Annotated in this window: 20 protein-coding genes and 1 tRNA gene; 5 read left to right on the top strand and 16 right to left on the bottom strand. The window is 67.9% G+C overall.

Features of this window, described 5'->3' with window-relative positions:
- Positions 1-38: 38 nt before the first annotated feature.
- The 13 genes from ABI214_RS15350 to ABI214_RS15290 all read right to left on the bottom strand — a co-directional run bounded on the left by ABI214_RS15350 (position 39) and on the right by ABI214_RS15290 (position 10,553).
- Positions 39-905 carry a DNA-3-methyladenine glycosylase family protein gene (locus ABI214_RS15350; protein WP_348603387.1) on the bottom strand — a complete coding sequence of 289 codons (867 nt, stop codon included), beginning with the start codon at positions 903-905 and terminating at the stop codon, positions 39-41.
- A complete protein-coding gene (locus ABI214_RS15345; protein WP_348603386.1) occupies positions 902-1,567 on the bottom strand; it encodes an alpha-ketoglutarate-dependent dioxygenase AlkB family protein in 666 nt (221 codons plus the stop codon). Before ABI214_RS15345 ends, ABI214_RS15350 begins: the two co-directional genes overlap by 4 nt.
- A complete protein-coding gene (locus ABI214_RS15340) occupies positions 1,568-1,831 on the bottom strand; it encodes a metal-binding protein (protein WP_348603385.1) in 264 nt (87 codons plus the stop codon). It abuts the gene before it with no gap.
- 7 nt (positions 1,832-1,838) lie between these two features.
- The gene (locus ABI214_RS15335) at positions 1,839-2,552 is read right to left on the bottom strand and encodes a 2OG-Fe(II) oxygenase (RefSeq protein WP_348603384.1); all 714 of its coding nucleotides are present in this window, start codon (positions 2,550-2,552) and stop codon (positions 1,839-1,841) included.
- Entirely contained in the window at positions 2,549-3,136 is a 588-nt protein-coding gene (locus tag ABI214_RS15330) for a methylated-DNA--[protein]-cysteine S-methyltransferase (protein WP_348603383.1), read from the bottom strand. The genes ABI214_RS15335 and ABI214_RS15330 overlap by 4 nt, the downstream gene beginning before the upstream one ends.
- Complete coding sequence (locus tag ABI214_RS15325) at positions 3,133-3,639, bottom strand: RNA polymerase sigma factor (protein ID WP_348603382.1); 507 nt, start codon at positions 3,637-3,639, stop codon at positions 3,133-3,135. Before ABI214_RS15325 ends, ABI214_RS15330 begins: the two co-directional genes overlap by 4 nt.
- A 46-nt stretch (positions 3,640-3,685) precedes the next feature.
- Entirely contained in the window at positions 3,686-4,189 is a 504-nt protein-coding gene (locus tag ABI214_RS15320) for a methylated-DNA--[protein]-cysteine S-methyltransferase (RefSeq protein ID WP_348603381.1), read from the bottom strand.
- Between the two features lie 72 nt (positions 4,190-4,261).
- A complete protein-coding gene (locus tag ABI214_RS15315; RefSeq protein ID WP_408587034.1) occupies positions 4,262-5,035 on the bottom strand; it encodes a polysaccharide deacetylase family protein in 774 nt (257 codons plus the stop codon).
- Positions 5,036-5,097: 62 nt separating this feature from the next.
- Positions 5,098-5,613 (bottom strand): Lrp/AsnC family transcriptional regulator, encoded by a 516-nt coding sequence (locus tag ABI214_RS15310; protein WP_348603379.1) that lies wholly within the window; start codon positions 5,611-5,613, stop codon positions 5,098-5,100.
- 16 nt (positions 5,614-5,629) lie between these two features.
- The gene (locus tag ABI214_RS15305; protein ID WP_348603378.1) at positions 5,630-6,481 is read right to left on the bottom strand and encodes a universal stress protein; all 852 of its coding nucleotides are present in this window, start codon (positions 6,479-6,481) and stop codon (positions 5,630-5,632) included.
- A gap of 114 nt (positions 6,482-6,595) precedes the next feature.
- The gene (locus tag ABI214_RS15300) at positions 6,596-8,056 is read right to left on the bottom strand and encodes a wax ester/triacylglycerol synthase domain-containing protein (RefSeq protein WP_348603377.1); all 1,461 of its coding nucleotides are present in this window, start codon (positions 8,054-8,056) and stop codon (positions 6,596-6,598) included.
- 891 nt (positions 8,057-8,947) lie between these two features.
- Entirely contained in the window at positions 8,948-9,079 is a 132-nt protein-coding gene (locus tag ABI214_RS15295) for a hypothetical protein (protein WP_348603376.1), read from the bottom strand.
- A 1,003-nt stretch (positions 9,080-10,082) separates the two neighbouring features.
- Positions 10,083-10,553 carry a hypothetical protein gene (locus ABI214_RS15290; RefSeq protein WP_348603375.1) on the bottom strand — a complete coding sequence of 157 codons (471 nt, stop codon included), beginning with the start codon at positions 10,551-10,553 and terminating at the stop codon, positions 10,083-10,085.
- Positions 10,554-11,317: 764 nt separating this feature from the next.
- Between ABI214_RS15290 and hppD the strand changes: the two genes are divergently transcribed.
- Positions 11,318-12,493 (top strand): 4-hydroxyphenylpyruvate dioxygenase, encoded by a 1,176-nt coding sequence (gene hppD, locus ABI214_RS15285; RefSeq protein ID WP_348603374.1) that lies wholly within the window; start codon positions 11,318-11,320, stop codon positions 12,491-12,493.
- Positions 12,494-12,515: 22 nt separating this feature from the next.
- Here the strand turns inward: hppD and ABI214_RS15280 are convergent, their stop codons facing one another.
- Positions 12,516-13,328, bottom strand: coding sequence for a mycofactocin-coupled SDR family oxidoreductase (locus tag ABI214_RS15280; RefSeq protein ID WP_348603373.1), 813 nt, complete (start codon positions 13,326-13,328; stop codon positions 12,516-12,518).
- Positions 13,329-13,483: 155 nt separating this feature from the next.
- Here ABI214_RS15280 and ABI214_RS15275 point away from each other — a divergent pair.
- Positions 13,484-13,560, top strand: a tRNA-Met gene (locus tag ABI214_RS15275).
- A gap of 95 nt (positions 13,561-13,655) precedes the next feature.
- On the opposite strand, the gene ABI214_RS15270 is transcribed toward ABI214_RS15275, so the two are convergent.
- Both ABI214_RS15270 and ABI214_RS15265 read right to left on the bottom strand, forming a co-directional pair.
- Complete coding sequence (locus ABI214_RS15270; protein ID WP_348603372.1) at positions 13,656-14,012, bottom strand: hypothetical protein; 357 nt, start codon at positions 14,010-14,012, stop codon at positions 13,656-13,658.
- Positions 14,009-14,485: a hypothetical protein gene (locus ABI214_RS15265; protein WP_348603371.1), complete on the bottom strand. Its 477-nt coding sequence runs from the start codon at positions 14,483-14,485 to the stop codon at positions 14,009-14,011. The genes ABI214_RS15270 and ABI214_RS15265 overlap by 4 nt, the downstream gene beginning before the upstream one ends.
- A gap of 172 nt (positions 14,486-14,657) precedes the next feature.
- On the opposite strand from ABI214_RS15265, the gene ABI214_RS15260 reads away from it, so the two are divergent.
- From ABI214_RS15260 to ABI214_RS15250, 3 genes are all read left to right on the top strand, one after another.
- Positions 14,658-15,131: a DUF309 domain-containing protein gene (locus ABI214_RS15260; RefSeq protein WP_348603370.1), complete on the top strand. Its 474-nt coding sequence runs from the start codon at positions 14,658-14,660 to the stop codon at positions 15,129-15,131.
- A 17-nt stretch (positions 15,132-15,148) separates the two neighbouring features.
- Positions 15,149-15,793: an LON peptidase substrate-binding domain-containing protein gene (locus ABI214_RS15255; RefSeq protein ID WP_348603369.1), complete on the top strand. Its 645-nt coding sequence runs from the start codon at positions 15,149-15,151 to the stop codon at positions 15,791-15,793.
- Positions 15,794-15,855: 62 nt separating this feature from the next.
- Positions 15,856-16,302: an SRPBCC family protein gene (locus tag ABI214_RS15250; RefSeq protein ID WP_348603368.1), complete on the top strand. Its 447-nt coding sequence runs from the start codon at positions 15,856-15,858 to the stop codon at positions 16,300-16,302.
- Positions 16,303-16,306: the final 4 nt, after the last annotated feature.

Below are 16,306 nucleotides of genomic sequence, written 5' to 3'. Positions count from 1 at the left end.
CACCGAACCGGTGCCGGCGCGCGCCGGGCAGGGGTGATCTACAGGAACGCCTGACTTGCCCACAGGTGGAACAGGGCGTACGCCCGCCACGGCCGCCACGGCTCCGATGCCGCGGCGGCCTCGCGCGCGGTCTTCACCCCCAGCGCCCGGCGCAGCACCAGATCACCCGACGGGTAGGCGTCGCGGTCGCCGAGCACCCGCACCGCGAGATAGTCGGCGGTCCACGGGCCGATCCCGGGAAGGTCGAGCAGGCGGGCGCGGAACTCGACCGGGTCGGCGTCGGGACCGAGGTGCAGTCCGTCCGCCGCCGCCTCCGCGAGCGCCCGCACGGTGCGGGCGCGGGCACCGGTGAGGCCGACGGCCTTCTGGATGACGGGCGGGTCGAGCGCGGCCAGTTTCTCCGGTTCGGGGAAGCTCACGAACCCTTCGAACTCGGTCGGGGTACCGAACGCTGTCACGAAGCGTGATCCGAATGTTCTTGCTGCCGACAGCGACACCTGCTGCCCGAGCACCGTCAGCACGGCTGTCTCGAAGCCGTCGACCGAGCCGAGGATCCGCAGTCCGGGTCTTGCTGCCACGTGCGGCGCCAGCAGTGTGTGGCGCGACAGTGCGGCATCGACGGTCTCGGTGTCGGCGTCGAGATCCAGCCAGCGGCGGACCACCGCTTCGACGTGTGCGACGTCGTCGGGGTGGGACGTCCGGATCGACGCCGTCACGTGATCGGCGCCGTCGAATCGCACGCTCACCACCGACGGCCCGTGCGGGGCCGGGACCACGCGGGTGTGGGTTCCGGTGTCACGGTCGTGGCGCTCGAGTCCGTCGACGGCGTGCGCGGCCAGCGCACCGAGCATGGGTGCAGTGGTGAACGGCGGGCGGAACGGGAGGTGGAGCGCGGCACCGGTCATCGATTGTCCTCCAAGCCCGTGACACGCAGCGTGATGTTGAGCCGCCCCGACGTCAGCCCGCACTCCGGATCCGCGCTGCCCGGAAAGACCTTGGGCACACCGTGATACGCGAATCGGGACGGGCCGCCGAAGACGAACAGATCCCCCGACTCGAGCTCGACGTCCGTGTACGGCTTGCCGCGCGTGTCGGGGTTGCCGAAACGGAACGTGCACGTGTCGCCGATGCTCAGCGACACGACCGGTGCGTCCGCGCGCTCCTCCTGGTCGCGGTGCATGCCCATGCGGGCGGTGTCGTCGTAGAAGTTGATCAGCGCGGCGTCGGGCTCGTACGACGCGGCGGCGTCGAGGTCGCCGTAGGCGTCGGCGACGGCCCGTTTCCCCAACTGCGCCAACCACTCCGGCACGGGAAGCACCCGACCGCCGCCGGCGTCGTCGGCGATGCGGCTGTAGCGGTACGGCTGCCAGTGCCAACCGAGGCAGACGGTCTGCACCGACATCGAGTGTCCCGTCGGCAGTCGGGCGGCGCGCATCGGCACCGGTCCGCGCGCCCACTCGCGGCACGCGTCGACGAGTCGGCGTTGCTCGTCGAGATCGAGCCAGTCGGGGACCAGTACGGCACCGGGGGCGACCGTGCGGCGGGGCCGTGGGATGAGCGCCGACATCTACCGACTCCCCTTCCCCGACACGGCCTTCCACGCGTCGTACTTGTCCCGCAGGCAGACCGCGCACGGCCGGTAGCCGGCCGCGATCGCGGTGTCCTCGCCGGCGAAGAAGACGCGTTGGGTCACGTAGCCGCCGCGGGCGATGGCGCGGGCGGCGCCGGGGCAGTCGAGCGTTCCGTAGATGCGGCCGCGCCGGTGACCGCCGAGAGCGCCGGGAGTGTTGCTCTCGTACGGTTTCCCGTCCCGGCCGATCAGTGTGTACATCCCTCGCTCATTCCGCGTCGTGCAGGACGAGGCCGAGGGTGCGCCGGGTGCCGCTGCGCACCGTGCTGACACCGTGCCGCATCGGCGCCGCGGACCACCCGCGCACCGACTGCACCGGTCGGTCGTTGGTGGTGAAGACGAAGGCGTGGCCCTGCCGCAGCACGGTCGCGGTGCCGCGGGACTGCGCCCGGGCCCGTTGCTCGACGAGCAGGAACTCCCCGCCCTCGTGGTCGACGCCGGGCTGGTCGAGCCCGATGACCACCTGCAGTGGAAACATCAACTCGCCGTACAGGTCCCGATGCAGTGCGTTCCAGTCGCCGGCCCCGTACCGCAGGATCAGCGGGGTGGGCCGCACCTGACCCGCCTCGTGGCACATCGCGAGCCACTCGTCGAGGGTGTCGGGCCACGGCGCCGGGCGGCCGAGTCGCCACGCCCACTCGCGCGCCACCGGCAGCAGTTTCACGTAGAACCGCGCCCGCATCTCGGCGATCGGCGCCGGTAGCGGGTAGGCGAAGTATCGGTACCGGCCGGAGCCGTAGCGGTGGCGCGCCATGTCGACCGTCGACCGGAACCGGCCCTCGTGGTCGTAGAGGTCGGCGAGGGCGCGGCACTCGTCGGGCTCGAGGACCGGACGCGCGCTCTGGGCGCCCCCGAACCGGTCGAGTTCGTCGAGCAGCGCCGGCCACTCGACCGCGTCGACGCGCTCGGTGAGCGTGCTCATGCCGCCTCCAGCGTCAGCAGCGCGCGCTTGGTGTCGGCGCCGCCCGCGTACTGGCCCATGCTGCCGTCGCTGCGCACCACCCGGTGGCACGGCACGAACAGCGGCAGCGGGTTGGTGGCGCAGGCCGTGCCGACGGCCCGAACCGCGCGGGGGCTGCCGGACGCCTCGGCCACCTGCGCGTAGCTGGCGGTGGTGCCGTACGCGATGTCGGGCAGGTGGGTGAGGACCGTGCGGCGGAATCCGCTGGACAGCCGCAGGTCGAGGGGCACCTCGAAGCGGGTGCGCCGGTGCGCGAAGTACTCGTCGAGCTGGCGGGCCGCGACGTCCAGCCGGGCCGGGGCCTCGAGGATGCGCGGGCTCACCTGCGCGGCCAGCGTCGCGAGCACCGCGTCGTGGTCCTCGCGCGGGTAGGCGACCCGGACCAGTCCGGCGTCGGTGGCGGCGAGCAGCAGCCGGCCGACGGGGGTGTCGACGGACCGGTAGGCGATGTCGAGGAGCCCGTCGCGGTTGGCGGCGGCGGCCAGGCGGGCGTGCAGGCGGCTCAGATCCGAGGGATCGATGCTCGGGGTGGGGATGACGCTCATCGGACGGCTCCTTCCTGTGCGAATGGTTCGGTGTCGGCCGGGTAGGTGCGCCGCAGGCGGGCGATGCCGTCGGCGGCGGCGCGGCGGGCCGCGACGGTGCTGTTGCCGAGGATCGCCGAGACCTCCGCGTACGGCAGGCCGGCCAGGTGGTGGTAGACGACGGCGGCCCGCTGCGTGAACGGCAGCTCGGCCAGCGCGTCCCACAGTTCGTGGTCGAACGTGCCGGGCAGATCCCGCGGCGACGCCCGGTCGGGCAGGTCGTCCGTCGGGATCGGCGTCCGCTGCCGGACGCGGTGGACGTCGACGGCCTTGCGGTGCGCGATGGTCACCAGCCACGCCTCGACGTTGGCGCCCGGCGCCAGGTCGGGATAGGCCCGCAGCGCCGCCAGGAACGTCTCGGACCAGGCGTCGTCGGCGTCGACGGGACCGAGCAGCGCGCGGCACACCCGCAGCACCACCGGCCCGTGCTCGGTGACGATCTTCTCGAACGGTTTCAGTCCCACACCGGGTAGACGCTCCGGGGCGCCGGAACGTGAGGTTCGACCCGCGTCAGAACAGTCCATCCTGGATTCCCACGGAGGCGGGGCTTTCCAGATCGAGCAGGAACCGCTTGCGCTCGAGCCCGCCCGCGTAGCCGGTGAGCGAGCCGTCGCTGCCGATGACCCGGTGGCAGGGGACGATGATGCCGATCGGGTTCCGCCCGTTCGCCGCGGCCACGGCGCGGATCGCGGCGGGGTTGCCGAGATGCTCCGCGAGCTGCAGGTACGTCCAGGTCTCGCCGTACGGGATGGTCCGCAGCGCCGCCCACACCCGCTGCTGGAACTCGGTGCCCCGCGGCGCGAGCGGCACCGTGAACTCGGTGCGCGTGCCGGCGAAGTACTCGCCCAGCTGCGCGGTCACCGCGTCGAATCCCTCGCCGACGCGCGGGCCGAACCGGTCGCTGTCGGGCAGGTGACGCTGCGCGTTCATGTACAGCCCGCACAGCCCGTCCGGGTTGCGGACCAGCGTCAGCGGCCCGACGGGCGATTCGACGACGGTGTGTACGGCATCCACGCCCCCGATCCTCCCAGCACCCTCCGACAGCGCGCGCGTCCGGCCGACGCGGCTCCGGAACGGGTGGTCCGTTCAGTGCTGGGGAGTAAGGAACGCGTCGCTGAGCGTGACCATCGACAGGTTCCGTTCACGGATGATGTCGACGAGCTGCCCGTAGACGTGGGTGACGGGCGGATGGTTGGCGTGCCCGATCACGATCGCCTGGGCGACGAAGTACTTGCGCGCGCACTCGAGCAGGTACTGCTCGGTGATCACCCCCGAGTCGGACAGCGAGCCCGCCCACAGGGTCGGCACCGTGTAGCCGTGGTCGGCGGCGATCCTGTCGACCGTCGCGTTCCGATAGCCGTACGGCGGCCGGAAGAAGGGGGTGCCGTCGACACCGAAGGTGTTGCGCAGGAACGTCTTGGTGCTGTCGAACTGGGACGCCGCGGCGGCGGTCGACAGCTTCGTCAGGTCGGGGTGGTCCCACGTGTGGTTGCCGAGCTGGATCTGGCCGCTGTCGACGAGCGGGCGCAGCGCGTCCTTGTGCATGGTCCACGAGTCGTAGACGGCGGTGACGAAGAACGTGAACCGGGCGCCGGTGTCCTTCGCGAACTGGATGTAGGCGGCGACGACGTTGGGGTCGGTGCCGTCGTCGACCGTGAGCGCGAGGTTGTTGCCCGGACCGGGAATGGCGGTGAGGGGGCCGGGAGGGACGGGGACGCGCGACGACGGCGGCGGCGGGCCGGGCAGCAGCGGCTTCTGCGGCTGCGGCGGCGGTGCGGCCGCAGCCGGTGCCGATTGTGGCGTGGCGGATCCGTCGATGGTGCAACCCGCGGTCAGCGATAAGGCGCCCGCCGCCAACATCGCAAGAAACGTTCGTCTGTCCACGCGGCGAAGTGTAGGGTCCGGCTGTCGGCGCTGCTCGGTCACGTGCCACGCCTGGGTGAATTGTCGTGATCCTGCGGGCGAACAGTTTTCGCGATCAGCGGCAGTGTCCGGAATGGCACGATTTCGGACAGCACCACCACCGAAACCGACCGCGCGACCGTCGACGAGTGGTGCAGTTCGATCAGCAGCGCCTGCAGGTCGTCGTGGGATGCGGCCGCCACCCGGCAGAGGACGTCGCCGGCGCCGGTGGTCGCCCACGCCTGCACCACCTCCGGGAACTCCTCGAGTTCCTTCGTCAGCTGCCCCAGCGAACCCTGCGCGATCTCCAGCGTCACGAACGCCTGTACCGGGTATCCGGCTGTGCGCAAATCGATTTCGGGTCCGTATCCGGTGACGATGCCGGCGTCCTCGAGTCGGCGCAGCCGGGCCTGCACCGTGGCCCGCGCGACGCCGGCCCGACGCGACAGCTCGAGCATCCCGATCCGCGGTTCGGCGCGCAGCCGGCCGATCAGGTCGACGTCGAGCGCGTCGAGTCGGTGCCCACCACGGTCCACGACAGTTCCCGCACGGTCAGGGCGTGACGCGGGATCGGGCGATGATCACCGGGCACTGTGCGTGGTAGAGCAGCGACTGGCTGGTGGAGCCGAGCACCGCGGCCTCGAACCCGCCGAGGCCGCGGGTGCCGACCACGATCGACCGCGCGGTGGCGCTGAGCGACACCAAATGTTTCGTCGGGCCGGCCTCGGCGATGACGGTCTCCACCTGCACGGACGGGAACTTCGCACCCCACGTCGCGATCAGGCGGTCGATCCGGCCGCGCGCCTCCTCGTCGGCCTCCTTGCTGCCGCGGCGGCGGCGCGCGTGGATTGCCATCATCTCGGTGTGCCGGATGGACGCCTCCTGCATCGCGGTCCCGACGACGATGTCGGCGCTGTCGGAGTGGTCGACCCCGGCGATGATCGCGCCCCTGGTGGGCGGCTCGGGGCTGCCGTCGGCGCCGCGGACCACCGCGACCGTGCACTTGGCGTGGTGTGCGAGCGACAGCGCCGTGGAGCCGAGCACCATGCGGGCGAAGAATCCGGTGCCGACCGAGCCGACCACCAGCAGGCTCGCGTGTTCGGACAGGTCGACGAACGCCCGGTTGACGCGGCCGCGGAGGAGTTCGACCTCGACGTCGACGGTGTAGTCCTCGACGGTGGCCGCTTCCCGGCCCGCTTTCAGCGAGCTGCGCCCGAACGCCTCTTCTTCTTCGAGGTCGTCGGCGACGAACGGGAAGTCGTTTTCGGTGTCGATGACGTGCACCAGCTTGAGTGGCACCTTGCGTGCGTGTGCCTCGACGGCGGCCCACTTGACCGCGTGGATTGCGGCGTCGGATCCGTCGACGCCCACGATCACCGGCCTGGTCTCGTTCGCTGGTGACATCGTCCACTCCGATCGGCTCGTGTGGTGCGGCACGTTGGGTATCAGACTAGCGGCGAAGGCGCGCGGGCGGCGCGAGCTCGAGCAGGCAGGTTGCGCCGCACGCGGCGGATCCGGTCAGGAGGCGATCTCGTCCGACGGGTCCTGTTTCGTCGCGTCGGCCGCGGCCTCCTCGAGTTCGGCGAGACTCGCGCGAATCAGGCCAAGGTAGTGGTCCGGGTCGGGCATCGTCGCCGAATCGGCGACCACCGTCAGCATCAGGCTGCCGTCCGCGGTCGTCACGACGAAGTGACGCAGACCGTCTCCATCGACAGGCGGTTGGGCCCCGATCACCGCCACCGCCGGTGCGCCGTTGAGCGTGAAGCCCGCGATCGAGAAGGGCATGTTGCTGACCATCGTGTGCTGGTAGCGGGGGCGGCTGAGGTCGTGGGTGTTCTTCTTGCGCGAGTATGCGATCAGCCTCAGCAGGGGTGGCGGCGCTGCCTCGACCACGGCCGCGAGGCGGCGGGACGCGAGGTGGGAGGTGCGGGTCTTCTCCGACTTCGACGACTGGGCGATGCGCGCCAACCGATCGAGTGGGTTCAGGACGTCGGTGTGCATGTCGACGACCATGACCGCCAGACGGTTCGCCGACTCCCATTCCTCCACCTTGCGCATGGATCGCGGCACCATCGCCGCCAGGGACCCCTTGTGCGGTTTACCCTTCTCTGCCAGGTACCGCGCGAGAGCTCCGCCGACGACGGCGAGCAGGGCATCGTTGACGGTGGCCCCCGGAACCACATCTCTGATTCGCCGAATCACACTCGTGGACAGGGTTATCGGCGCCATCGATCCGGATCCGCTCGCCTTGCCGTTGAAGCGGATGGCGGGCTGCTCGCGGAGATACTCGCCCCATTCGCTGGCGGCCTCTGCCTCCTTCACTGCCCGGCCGGCCGCGCGGTTGCCGGGGACTTCCTTGGCGAACCGGAGTAGCTGTCGGGGGAGATCCAACACCGACTTCATAAACATCCGCCCGCGCAAGAACGGCACGGCGCGTTCGACGCCGGCCGGCCGCACGTTGTCCGAGAAGATGTTCTGGGCCAGTTCCAGGACCGCCAGTCCGTCGCCCGCGCTGTGGTGGGCTTTGAGCACCACAGCCGTCAGCCGGCCGGGTAAATCGCCGAGTCCTTCCACGCCAGTGAAGAAGTGCAGTTCCCACGGCGGGCGGGTGAGGTCCATCCGCGTGGTCAGCAGTGTGTCGAGGTGTTGTTGCAGTGGGGCCCAGCCGGATGCGGTGATCGCGGTGACCCGCACGTGGTCGCGGACGTCGAAGTCCGGGGCGGGCGCCCAGTGCGGGTGCTCGAGGCCCAGCGGTACGCGCCGGATGGTGTGCGTGAACATGCGGTGGTGGCCGAGTCGCGCGGTGGCCCACTCGACCGCCTTATCTTGCGAGAACTCGGCGTCCGGGTGCCGCGAGGTGTCGAAGAGGTACACGGCAAGCAGATGGCTCAGGTGGCCGTCGTACTCGTTGTAGACGAAATCGGCGTCGCGCGGATCCAAAAGTTCGATTCCTGAGGCGAGCTGCTGAGACGCATGCATGAATCACTCCGTACGGCGCACCGGCCACACGGAGCGGCCCGCCAAACATCTATGCACCACATTCATAATGTTGCGAAGTCGAGGTTCCCCTCCGCTGGAGCACAAAGGAACCTCGACTTCACACACGGACAGACTGCCAACCACTCAGATTTTGCGTAGGGATCCAGAAACGATGACTCATTACACTCGAGTCGATCACTTGACGGGCGGATCCTTGATGAACTTGCTTCCAGTGGCCGTCAGGTCAAGCACCATACCCACCCATCGGATCATCTTATCCACATAACCCTGCAGCATCTCAACACCTTCCTCTAGACGATGGACTGGACAGAGGAGGCCTCCAGGCACTCCTCGGACACGCTCACCAAACAGACAGGGCGGTCAGATACTTGGCGAAAGTGTTCACCAGATCGACAGATCCAAACTTCACGATGTCGGAACTGTAGGTGAATGATAGATCGAACATGTTCTTCCCTTTCTTATGACAGGCCGCCGACAGAGCCGAGGGCCGCCTGGATGCTGCTGTTCGAAACAGCCGAACCTGCCGGCCACAGGGCGATGACATCGCCGATAGCCTTGAACAGTGCGTTAGACAGGTCCTGCAGAGGTGCAAGCACTGGTATCAAAGATCCCACGTCAACGCTCGTAATCAGGTTTACGAGACTACCGGTATCCACTACGATTCACTCTCCTCAAAATTGCCGAAGCCCGGAATGAAGGGTCTAGAACATATTGGGGACTACCGATGCAGCAATCGGCATGAATAGAACCATCCCGATGATCTGCTTCACAATATCCCCGTACGGCGGCTCGAACATTTTGGCGATCGATCCCAGATCCATCGTCCACTCCTGTCGTCAGAATAGTTTGGGAGGTTACTCGCGGCCGCCGTCAGCTGAGTCCGATGGCCTGGACCAGCGAGCCTGTGGCGCCGTCAATACCCGGCATGAACGATCCGAGGTACACATTGCCCACCAGATCTTGCAGCAACTTTGCTGTCGCATCCAAGAACATCACGCTCATACGAAATCCCACCCTCTCATCGTTGTTGGACCCATTCCTCGAATACCTGCCCGGCGTCGCCCCCATCTTCCATGAAGAGCGATATCGAGCAGCACACAGAACACTCCAGAAGTCCTCACGCCGGGCCCCCCGATTGCCCCACCCTGACACCCCTGCGGCTGTGATGGCACTGAAGGTAACGCAAGCCGGTCCAATTTGGGTAGCTTTTCGGCAAGGACCTTCAAAATACTACGAGCGATGTCCTTTTCGCCCCGATCGCTACCACCCAAGAGGGCCCGCGACCTGGCGTTTCCGCGCAGCTAAACCCCGCTGTAGTCGCACCGAAATGCGCTAGTCTCGAGCGCGTTGTCGATCGCATTTGGCGGATTGGAATAATTGCACTGGAGTACAATTTTGAACAATTAACTGTTTGAGGCGAGCGGCTGGCTGTGCAGCCGATCAACCCTCGCAGCACGCCGGCTCCCAGCGGCTAATCTGCGCTTGGCGCCGCCCAATCCGACGCCGCCAACACGCTCTGGTCGCACAGCTCCCCGGTAGGACCAGCTACTGGTACGCACAATCCCGCAGCGGCCAGACCGGGTCGGGACGACCAACGGCAGCGGGCGGTCGACCGTTATGAAGCAACCCGTAACATCGTCGGATCCAGCTATCAGCTATTCAAACGCTAGTAGCTGCGCCCCGGGCCCGACGGTCGGCGCCACGATCGAGAAGCCGCGCCGCCATAGGATGTGGTCCGGCTACTGTGTCGCCGACCCTTTCTCCAACACCAACCTGGCCCACGGCGCGACAGCGGGCTGCGCTAATACTGCCGACCGCCGTGCACGTAATCCTCGGGAGGTCGGCCTGGTGGGCTCGTTTGCCATCCGCGGAGAGAAATGAACCAAGCATGGCCGGCAACGCCGACAGGCCTCGAGTGCGCCACCGAAGTGACCCACCCGAGGCCTGTCCTTCATCAGGAGCAGATCGCGGCAACGTCAGACGTCGCCACTCGCTGATGCGAAGTTTAGGTGGTTGCGAAGTGGAACTGGTAAGCCTTCGAGCTCAGCAACCCGCCATACTGATGGGCGAGGAATACTCCGGTGTCGATCTTGGTCTGGCCACCACTTGTCGCCCAGGGGTTTGAACTCGGGGGATTGATCGTGTGGCCCGCCGGCAGCGATGTGGCGGTGAGCACCGCGTACCCCCCGGCAAGGACGGTCGACTTCAACGTTCCGGACGTGTCAGTGATGCAGTACCCGCCCGTAGCATTCGTACTCGAAGCCTGAGTCGTCTGCGCGACGTTGTTCTTGTCGTACACCGTCGCGGAGACGGTAGCGCCCTGGAGAGCGGTGGCGCCCGCAGGCGGAGCGCCATTCTCGACCCAGGTTCCCGCGTAAACATTCCCGCAGAGGGTGTTGTCCGCCGTCGGAATCGCGTTGACAGGCGCGACCGCCTGAGCAGTACCGGCGAACCCGAGGGCCGCGGCCGCAGCCATCGCCGCTGCACCGACCCCAATCCTTGCTCGACTCATATTTCATGACCTCCGTGTTGTGCAGTTAAGTGGATCTTCTTCCCTTGATTGCACGTGCGGGTTGGGCGTAGTCGCCCGGCTTGCACCCCGGTTGAAGGCTGATCCAGGAACCACCTTGTGAGGAGCGCCGTGGACCGGGTTCAGACACTAAACGACCAAAATGCGCCTTCGCTTGAAATTGAAGAATATTGCGGAATCCACGAGGAGCGCGCAACTCGCGGCATTGTTAACAAAGGCCTGAAGTGGGGCTAAGATTGAACTGCAGTGCAATTACTATCAAAACGCTGGACGTTTGTTCCATTCGATAAAGAGGCGGTGCATGTCAGCGGGCGTCTGAGCCTTTCGCGAAGACAAGTCGCTCTACTCGACACTCATCGTTGGAGGGGTAGGTTTAGCGAAGTCACACCCTTGCAGGCTTCACAAACTCGACGGAAGAAGCCCGTTCGCTCCGCCGTGATGGCAGTGGTACTCGTTCACGGTAGCTGCAGACCGCGCAAGAGTCCGGACGCTTATGACGACCACCGCAGAGGCAGGCGATAGAGCCCGACAGCCTGCCCTCGATCGAACGCCTCGCTCACGACTGACCGTCCCCGCTACTGCACAAATTGACCAACCCAACGGCCCTTTGACGGGGCCGATTGTCCACTCTGGGCAGCGGAATCCGCCGATATTGCCGGCGCCGATGCGCAGCGGTGTGATCGAGAGACGCCGTCTCGGGAGGTCCACTCATGACCGTCGAACAGTCCCTCGGCCGCCTCGACGACGCGGCGCTGCGTCAACTCCTCGGGCTCGTCGAACACGATCCGTCCGCAGATCCGTTCCCTGTGGTCGGCTGGGACGCGATCGTCTGGGTGGTGGGCAACGCGACGCAGGCCGCCGCCTACTACCGCGCGGTGTTCGGCATGGAACTCGAGGCGTACTCGGGGCCCGAGACCGGCAACCGCGATCACCGCGCCTTCGTATTGCGCAGCGGTGCCGTCCGATTCGTGCTCACCGGTGGCGTCGACCCATCCAGCCCCTTCCACGACCACCACCGCCGGCACGGCGACGGCGTCTTCGACGTCGCGCTCGAGGTCACCGACGTCGACCGCTGCATCGCGCACGCCCGCGGTCAGGGGGCGCACGTCCTCGTCGAGCCGCACGACGTCGCCGACCAGCACGGCACCGTCCGCACCGCGTCCATCGCCGCGTACGGCGAGACCCGGCACACCCTCGTCGACCGCTCCCACTACACGGGCCCGTATCTGCCCGGATACGTCTCGCGCTCGAGCACCTTCGGCACCGGTCCGCAGGTGTTCCAGGCGCTCGACCACGTGGTCGGCAACGTCGAACTCGGGAAGATGGACCAGTGGGTGGACTTCTACCACCGCGTCATGGGGTTCACCGACCTCGCCGAGTTCGTGGGCGACGACATCGCCACCGAGTACTCGGCCCTGATGAGCAAGGTGGTCGCCAGCGGCAACCACCGCATCAAGATCCCGCTCAACGAGCCGGCGGTGGGCCGCAAGCGCTCGCAGATCGACGAGTTCCTCGAATTCTATTGCGGCCCAGGCTCACAGCACCTGGCGCTGGCGACGTCAGACATCCTCGGCGCGGTGGACCGGCTGACCGAGGCGGGCGTCGAGTTCCTGGCCACGCCGGCGTCGTACTACGAGGATCCCCAGCTGCGGGCCCGCATCGGCGAGGTGCGCGTCCCGATCGAGGAGCTCGAGCGGCGCGGCATCCTCGTCGACCGCGACGAGGACGGCTACCTGCTGCAGATCTTCACCAAGCCGATCGGGGACCGGCCCACGGTGTTCTTCGAACTGATCGAGCGGCACGGCTCGCTCGGGTTCGGCAAGGGCAACTTCCAGGCCCTGTTCCTGGCGATCGAACGCGAGCAGGAGCGGCGCGGCAACCTGTGACCGCGCCGCTCCCGGGGACGCGTCAGATGGACGTGATGCCCAGGTCCAGCACCATCTGCGATCCGGTGACGGTGCGCGACCGGTCGCTGGCGAGGTAGAGCACCGCCTCGGAGACGTCGTCGACGCTGCACTTGTCCAGCCCGGCGAGCGGCCACTTGTAGTTGTCGAGGTAACGCGGGTACTGCATGAGGATCTTGCCGACGTTGGCGTCCTGGCCCATCGGGGTGTCCACCGCGCCCGGGTGGATCGAGTTGACGCGAATCCCGAACTCGCCCAACTCGATCGCCGCGGTCTTCGTCAGGCCCACCAGACCGTGCTTGGCGGAGGTGTAGTTGGCCGTGCCGGGGCTGGCCTTGAGGCCGGCGGCCGAGCTGACGACGATGATGGAGCCGCCGCGGCCGCCGTCGATCATCGCGGGCACCGCCGCCTTGAGGGTGCGCCACACGCCGTTGAGGTTGATGTCGATCATCGTGGTCCACTGCTCCTCGGGCATCTCCCAGAAGCGGTTCCACGTCGAGATGCCAGCGTTGGCGACCACGACGTCGAGGCGGCCGAAGCGCTCCACCCCGGCGTCGACGGCGGCCTGCAGCGCCGTCTGGTCGCGCACGTCGCCGATCGCGGTGACGATCTCGCGGCCCTCGGCGCGCACCAGGCGCGCGGTCTCCTCGAGGTCCTCGGGCGTCGCCGCCGGGTAGCCGACGTCGTCGGACACCGGCGCGCAGACGTCGAGTGCGACGATGTCCGCGCCCTCGCGGGCGAAGCGCACCGCGTGGTTGCGTCCCTGTCCGCGCGCCGCGCCGGTGATGAAGGCGACCTTGTTCTCGAGCAGTGCCATTGCGAACCCCTCCGGATCCCTCGCCGTGCAGTACCCCCGCACATTAAGGCGGCGACTCAACCCCGCGGACCGTCGTTCCGGTGACCGGGAACACAGCCGCGGATCGCCTCGATGGTAAATCGGCCCCGAATAGTCGTGTAAGCTGAAATTACCGACGCGGGGTGGAGCAGCTCGGTAGCTCGCTGGGCTCATAACCCAGAGGTCGCAGGTTCAAATCCTGTCCCCGCTACCACCGAGGAACCCGGTATCGCATCTGCGATACCGGGTTTTTCTTTGCCCCGATCCGCCTGCTGCGGGTGAGAAACGGCCCTGCTTGGGTACGTCCAGCTAGTCGGTGGCTTTGGGGTGACTGGTACCGGCAGCTTTGATCCACAGGGTGCGGCGTGGGGTGTCGACGAGGTACCAGAGGCGTCCACCGGCGGTGACCTCGTACTGCCATTGCTCCATCACCGTCCCACCGTGGGCGGCGGTGGCGAGCGAGCCTTTGAGCTGATGGTGCCGTGAGGTCGGCGGCGCGGTGTCCGGGCGTGAGCGCAACTCGTTCCAGGCGGTGAGGACGTTTGCCGGCGCCTGCTGGCACAGCGCTTCCCAGCCCTTGACCGCGTCGGTGGTGGCGAACCTCAGCTCCCACCCACCTGCCGGATCGGCCGGTGGAGCGACACCGTCGCCGCGTTTCGGGCTCACGAAACGTCCGGCGCGGGAACCACACCGAGGTCCTCATCGGTGTCGGCCGCCAGGATCGCCGCCAACTCCGGATCGGCCAGTACCTCGGCGGTGTGCCGCCAGGCGTCGATCACCTGCACCACCGGGGCGGGGTTGTCGAGCGACTCCGCGGCCCGCAGGGTCGTCACCAACTCGACGACAAACACCTCCACCTCCTCACGCGAGAGGAACGCCACCCACGGGAACACCTCGGGCAGCACATCGGTGACCAATTCCCGAGCCCGCCCGTCGCGCTGCATCAACGCCACGAACATCCGTGTGGTGACCGATGCCGCCTTGTGCTCGAGCTCCGCCCGTGCCGCAGTGGTGAGTACCAGGTCTTCGGCGTCACGGCGCCGCACCCGCAGCGACTGGGCCGGTGAGCGGCGCAGCCGCTCGACCGTCGCTTTCCCCTGCAACTGCAGTTCCGAGAACGTCACCTCATCCACACTCATACTTTGAAATTACTTCTAAAGTATGAATCTGTCGATCGATCTAGATGTGGTACCCGTCGGCCCGGTGCGAGATCGCGGCGACCTGCCCTCGGCGGGCATCCTCGTCGGGAGCAGCACCCGGCCACCCCGCCACCCCTCCCCCGACACCCCCGTCGGCGACTAGATTGCATCTATGGCCGACCGCGATCGGGACACCCTCGGGAAGCCGCGCAACGCCCGGCCCCGGGATCGCCTGGGTCGGCCGCTGGAGTGGGGCGAGGAAGGGTTTCCGACGATGCCCGACGACCTGAACCTGGAGCCGAGCGAGGCGATCACCGAGGCGCAACGCCTGCTCGACCACGACCTGCCGTTCCACGCGCACGAGGTCCTCGAATCCGCGTGGAAGAAGGCGCCGCACGAGGAACGCGGGCTGTGGCAGGGCCTGGCCCAGCTGGCGGTCGCGGTCACGCACCAGATGCGCGGCAACCCGGCGGGCGCGGTGTCGCTGCTGCGCCAGGGCCGGCACCGCATCGTCCCCTACGAGGACAACCCGCCGCACGCGCTCGACATCACGGGCCTGGTCGCGTGGGCCGACCATCTGATCGTCGAACTGGATCGCGACACCCCGCCCGACACGGTGCCGGTTCCCCGTCTCCGGATGCCCTGATGGGTGATCCTGGTCGAATGACCGTTATGCCGATGTTCCCCCTCGGCTCCGCAGTGCTGCCCGGGGAACGGCTTCCGCTGCACGTGTTCGAGCCCCGCTACCAGGCGCTGGTGCGCGACTGCCTGAGCGCGACCGAGGGCCCGGTGTTCGGCACCGTCCTCATCGCGCGCGGCCACGAGGTGGGCGGCGACGACGTCCGGAACGACATCGGCACCGCGGTGCGCATCGTCTCCCACGTCGGCATCGGCGACGGCCGGTGGGCGTTGGACTGCGTCGGCGAGGAACGGATCCGGGTGCGGCACTGGCTCGGCGACGACCCGTACCCGTGCGCGGAGGTGGAGCCGTGGCCGGTGGGCGCACAGGGCCGCGTCTCCGACGGCCAGCTCCAGCACCTCACCGACAAGATCACCGAGCTGTACATCGTGCTGACCCGCGTTCGCGAACTGCGGGACACGCCGCCGCCCGCGCCGCCCCGCATGTTCGACGTGCTCGAGCAGCCCGGCGACCACCTCTACGCGCTGGCGTCGTGGGTGCCGATGGGCGCCGCGGACAAGTTCGCGGTGCTGGCCGCGGAGACCGCGGACGACCGCCACCGCGCCGTGGCCGACGCGATCGACAACGCCCGCGAGATCGCCGAATTCCGACTTTCGGGACGCCGGTGACGGGGGTCACACCCGGGGTGCACTAACGTCCGACCTCCGGGGAGTTCAGGGGAGGGAGACACGTGATCCACGTACGACACAGGGCGGTCGCGGTCGTGCCGGTCGATCTGGCGTTCGCACACATCGACGACTACCGGAACGTGCCCGACTGGATGTTCGGCATCACCCGGTTCGACCCGATCGGCGACCTCGACCAGGGGCTGGGCGCGCAGTACGACGCGGCGATGCAGCTCGGCCTCAAGACGATGAAGTCGACGGTCGAGATCACCGAGTGGGAGCGGGACCGCGTCATCACGCTGACGTCGGTCGCCGGGTTCGGCAACCGGTCCAGCTGGATGTTCGCCCCGGTCGGCGACGACCGCACCGAGCTGTCGGTCGACTTCGGCTACGAACTGCCCGGCGGGCTGGCGGGCCGGGCGCTGGGCAAGCTGATCGAGCCGTTCGTCGTCACCGCGATCCGGCAGACCGAGGCCAATCTGCGCAAGCGGATCGAGACGCTCGGCCCGTAGCCGC

This window comes from Prescottella soli, from assembly GCF_040024445.1.
Classification (GTDB): Bacteria; Actinomycetota; Actinomycetes; order Mycobacteriales; family Mycobacteriaceae; genus Prescottella; species Prescottella soli.
This window is presented reverse-complemented; position numbering and strand designations above follow the sequence as displayed.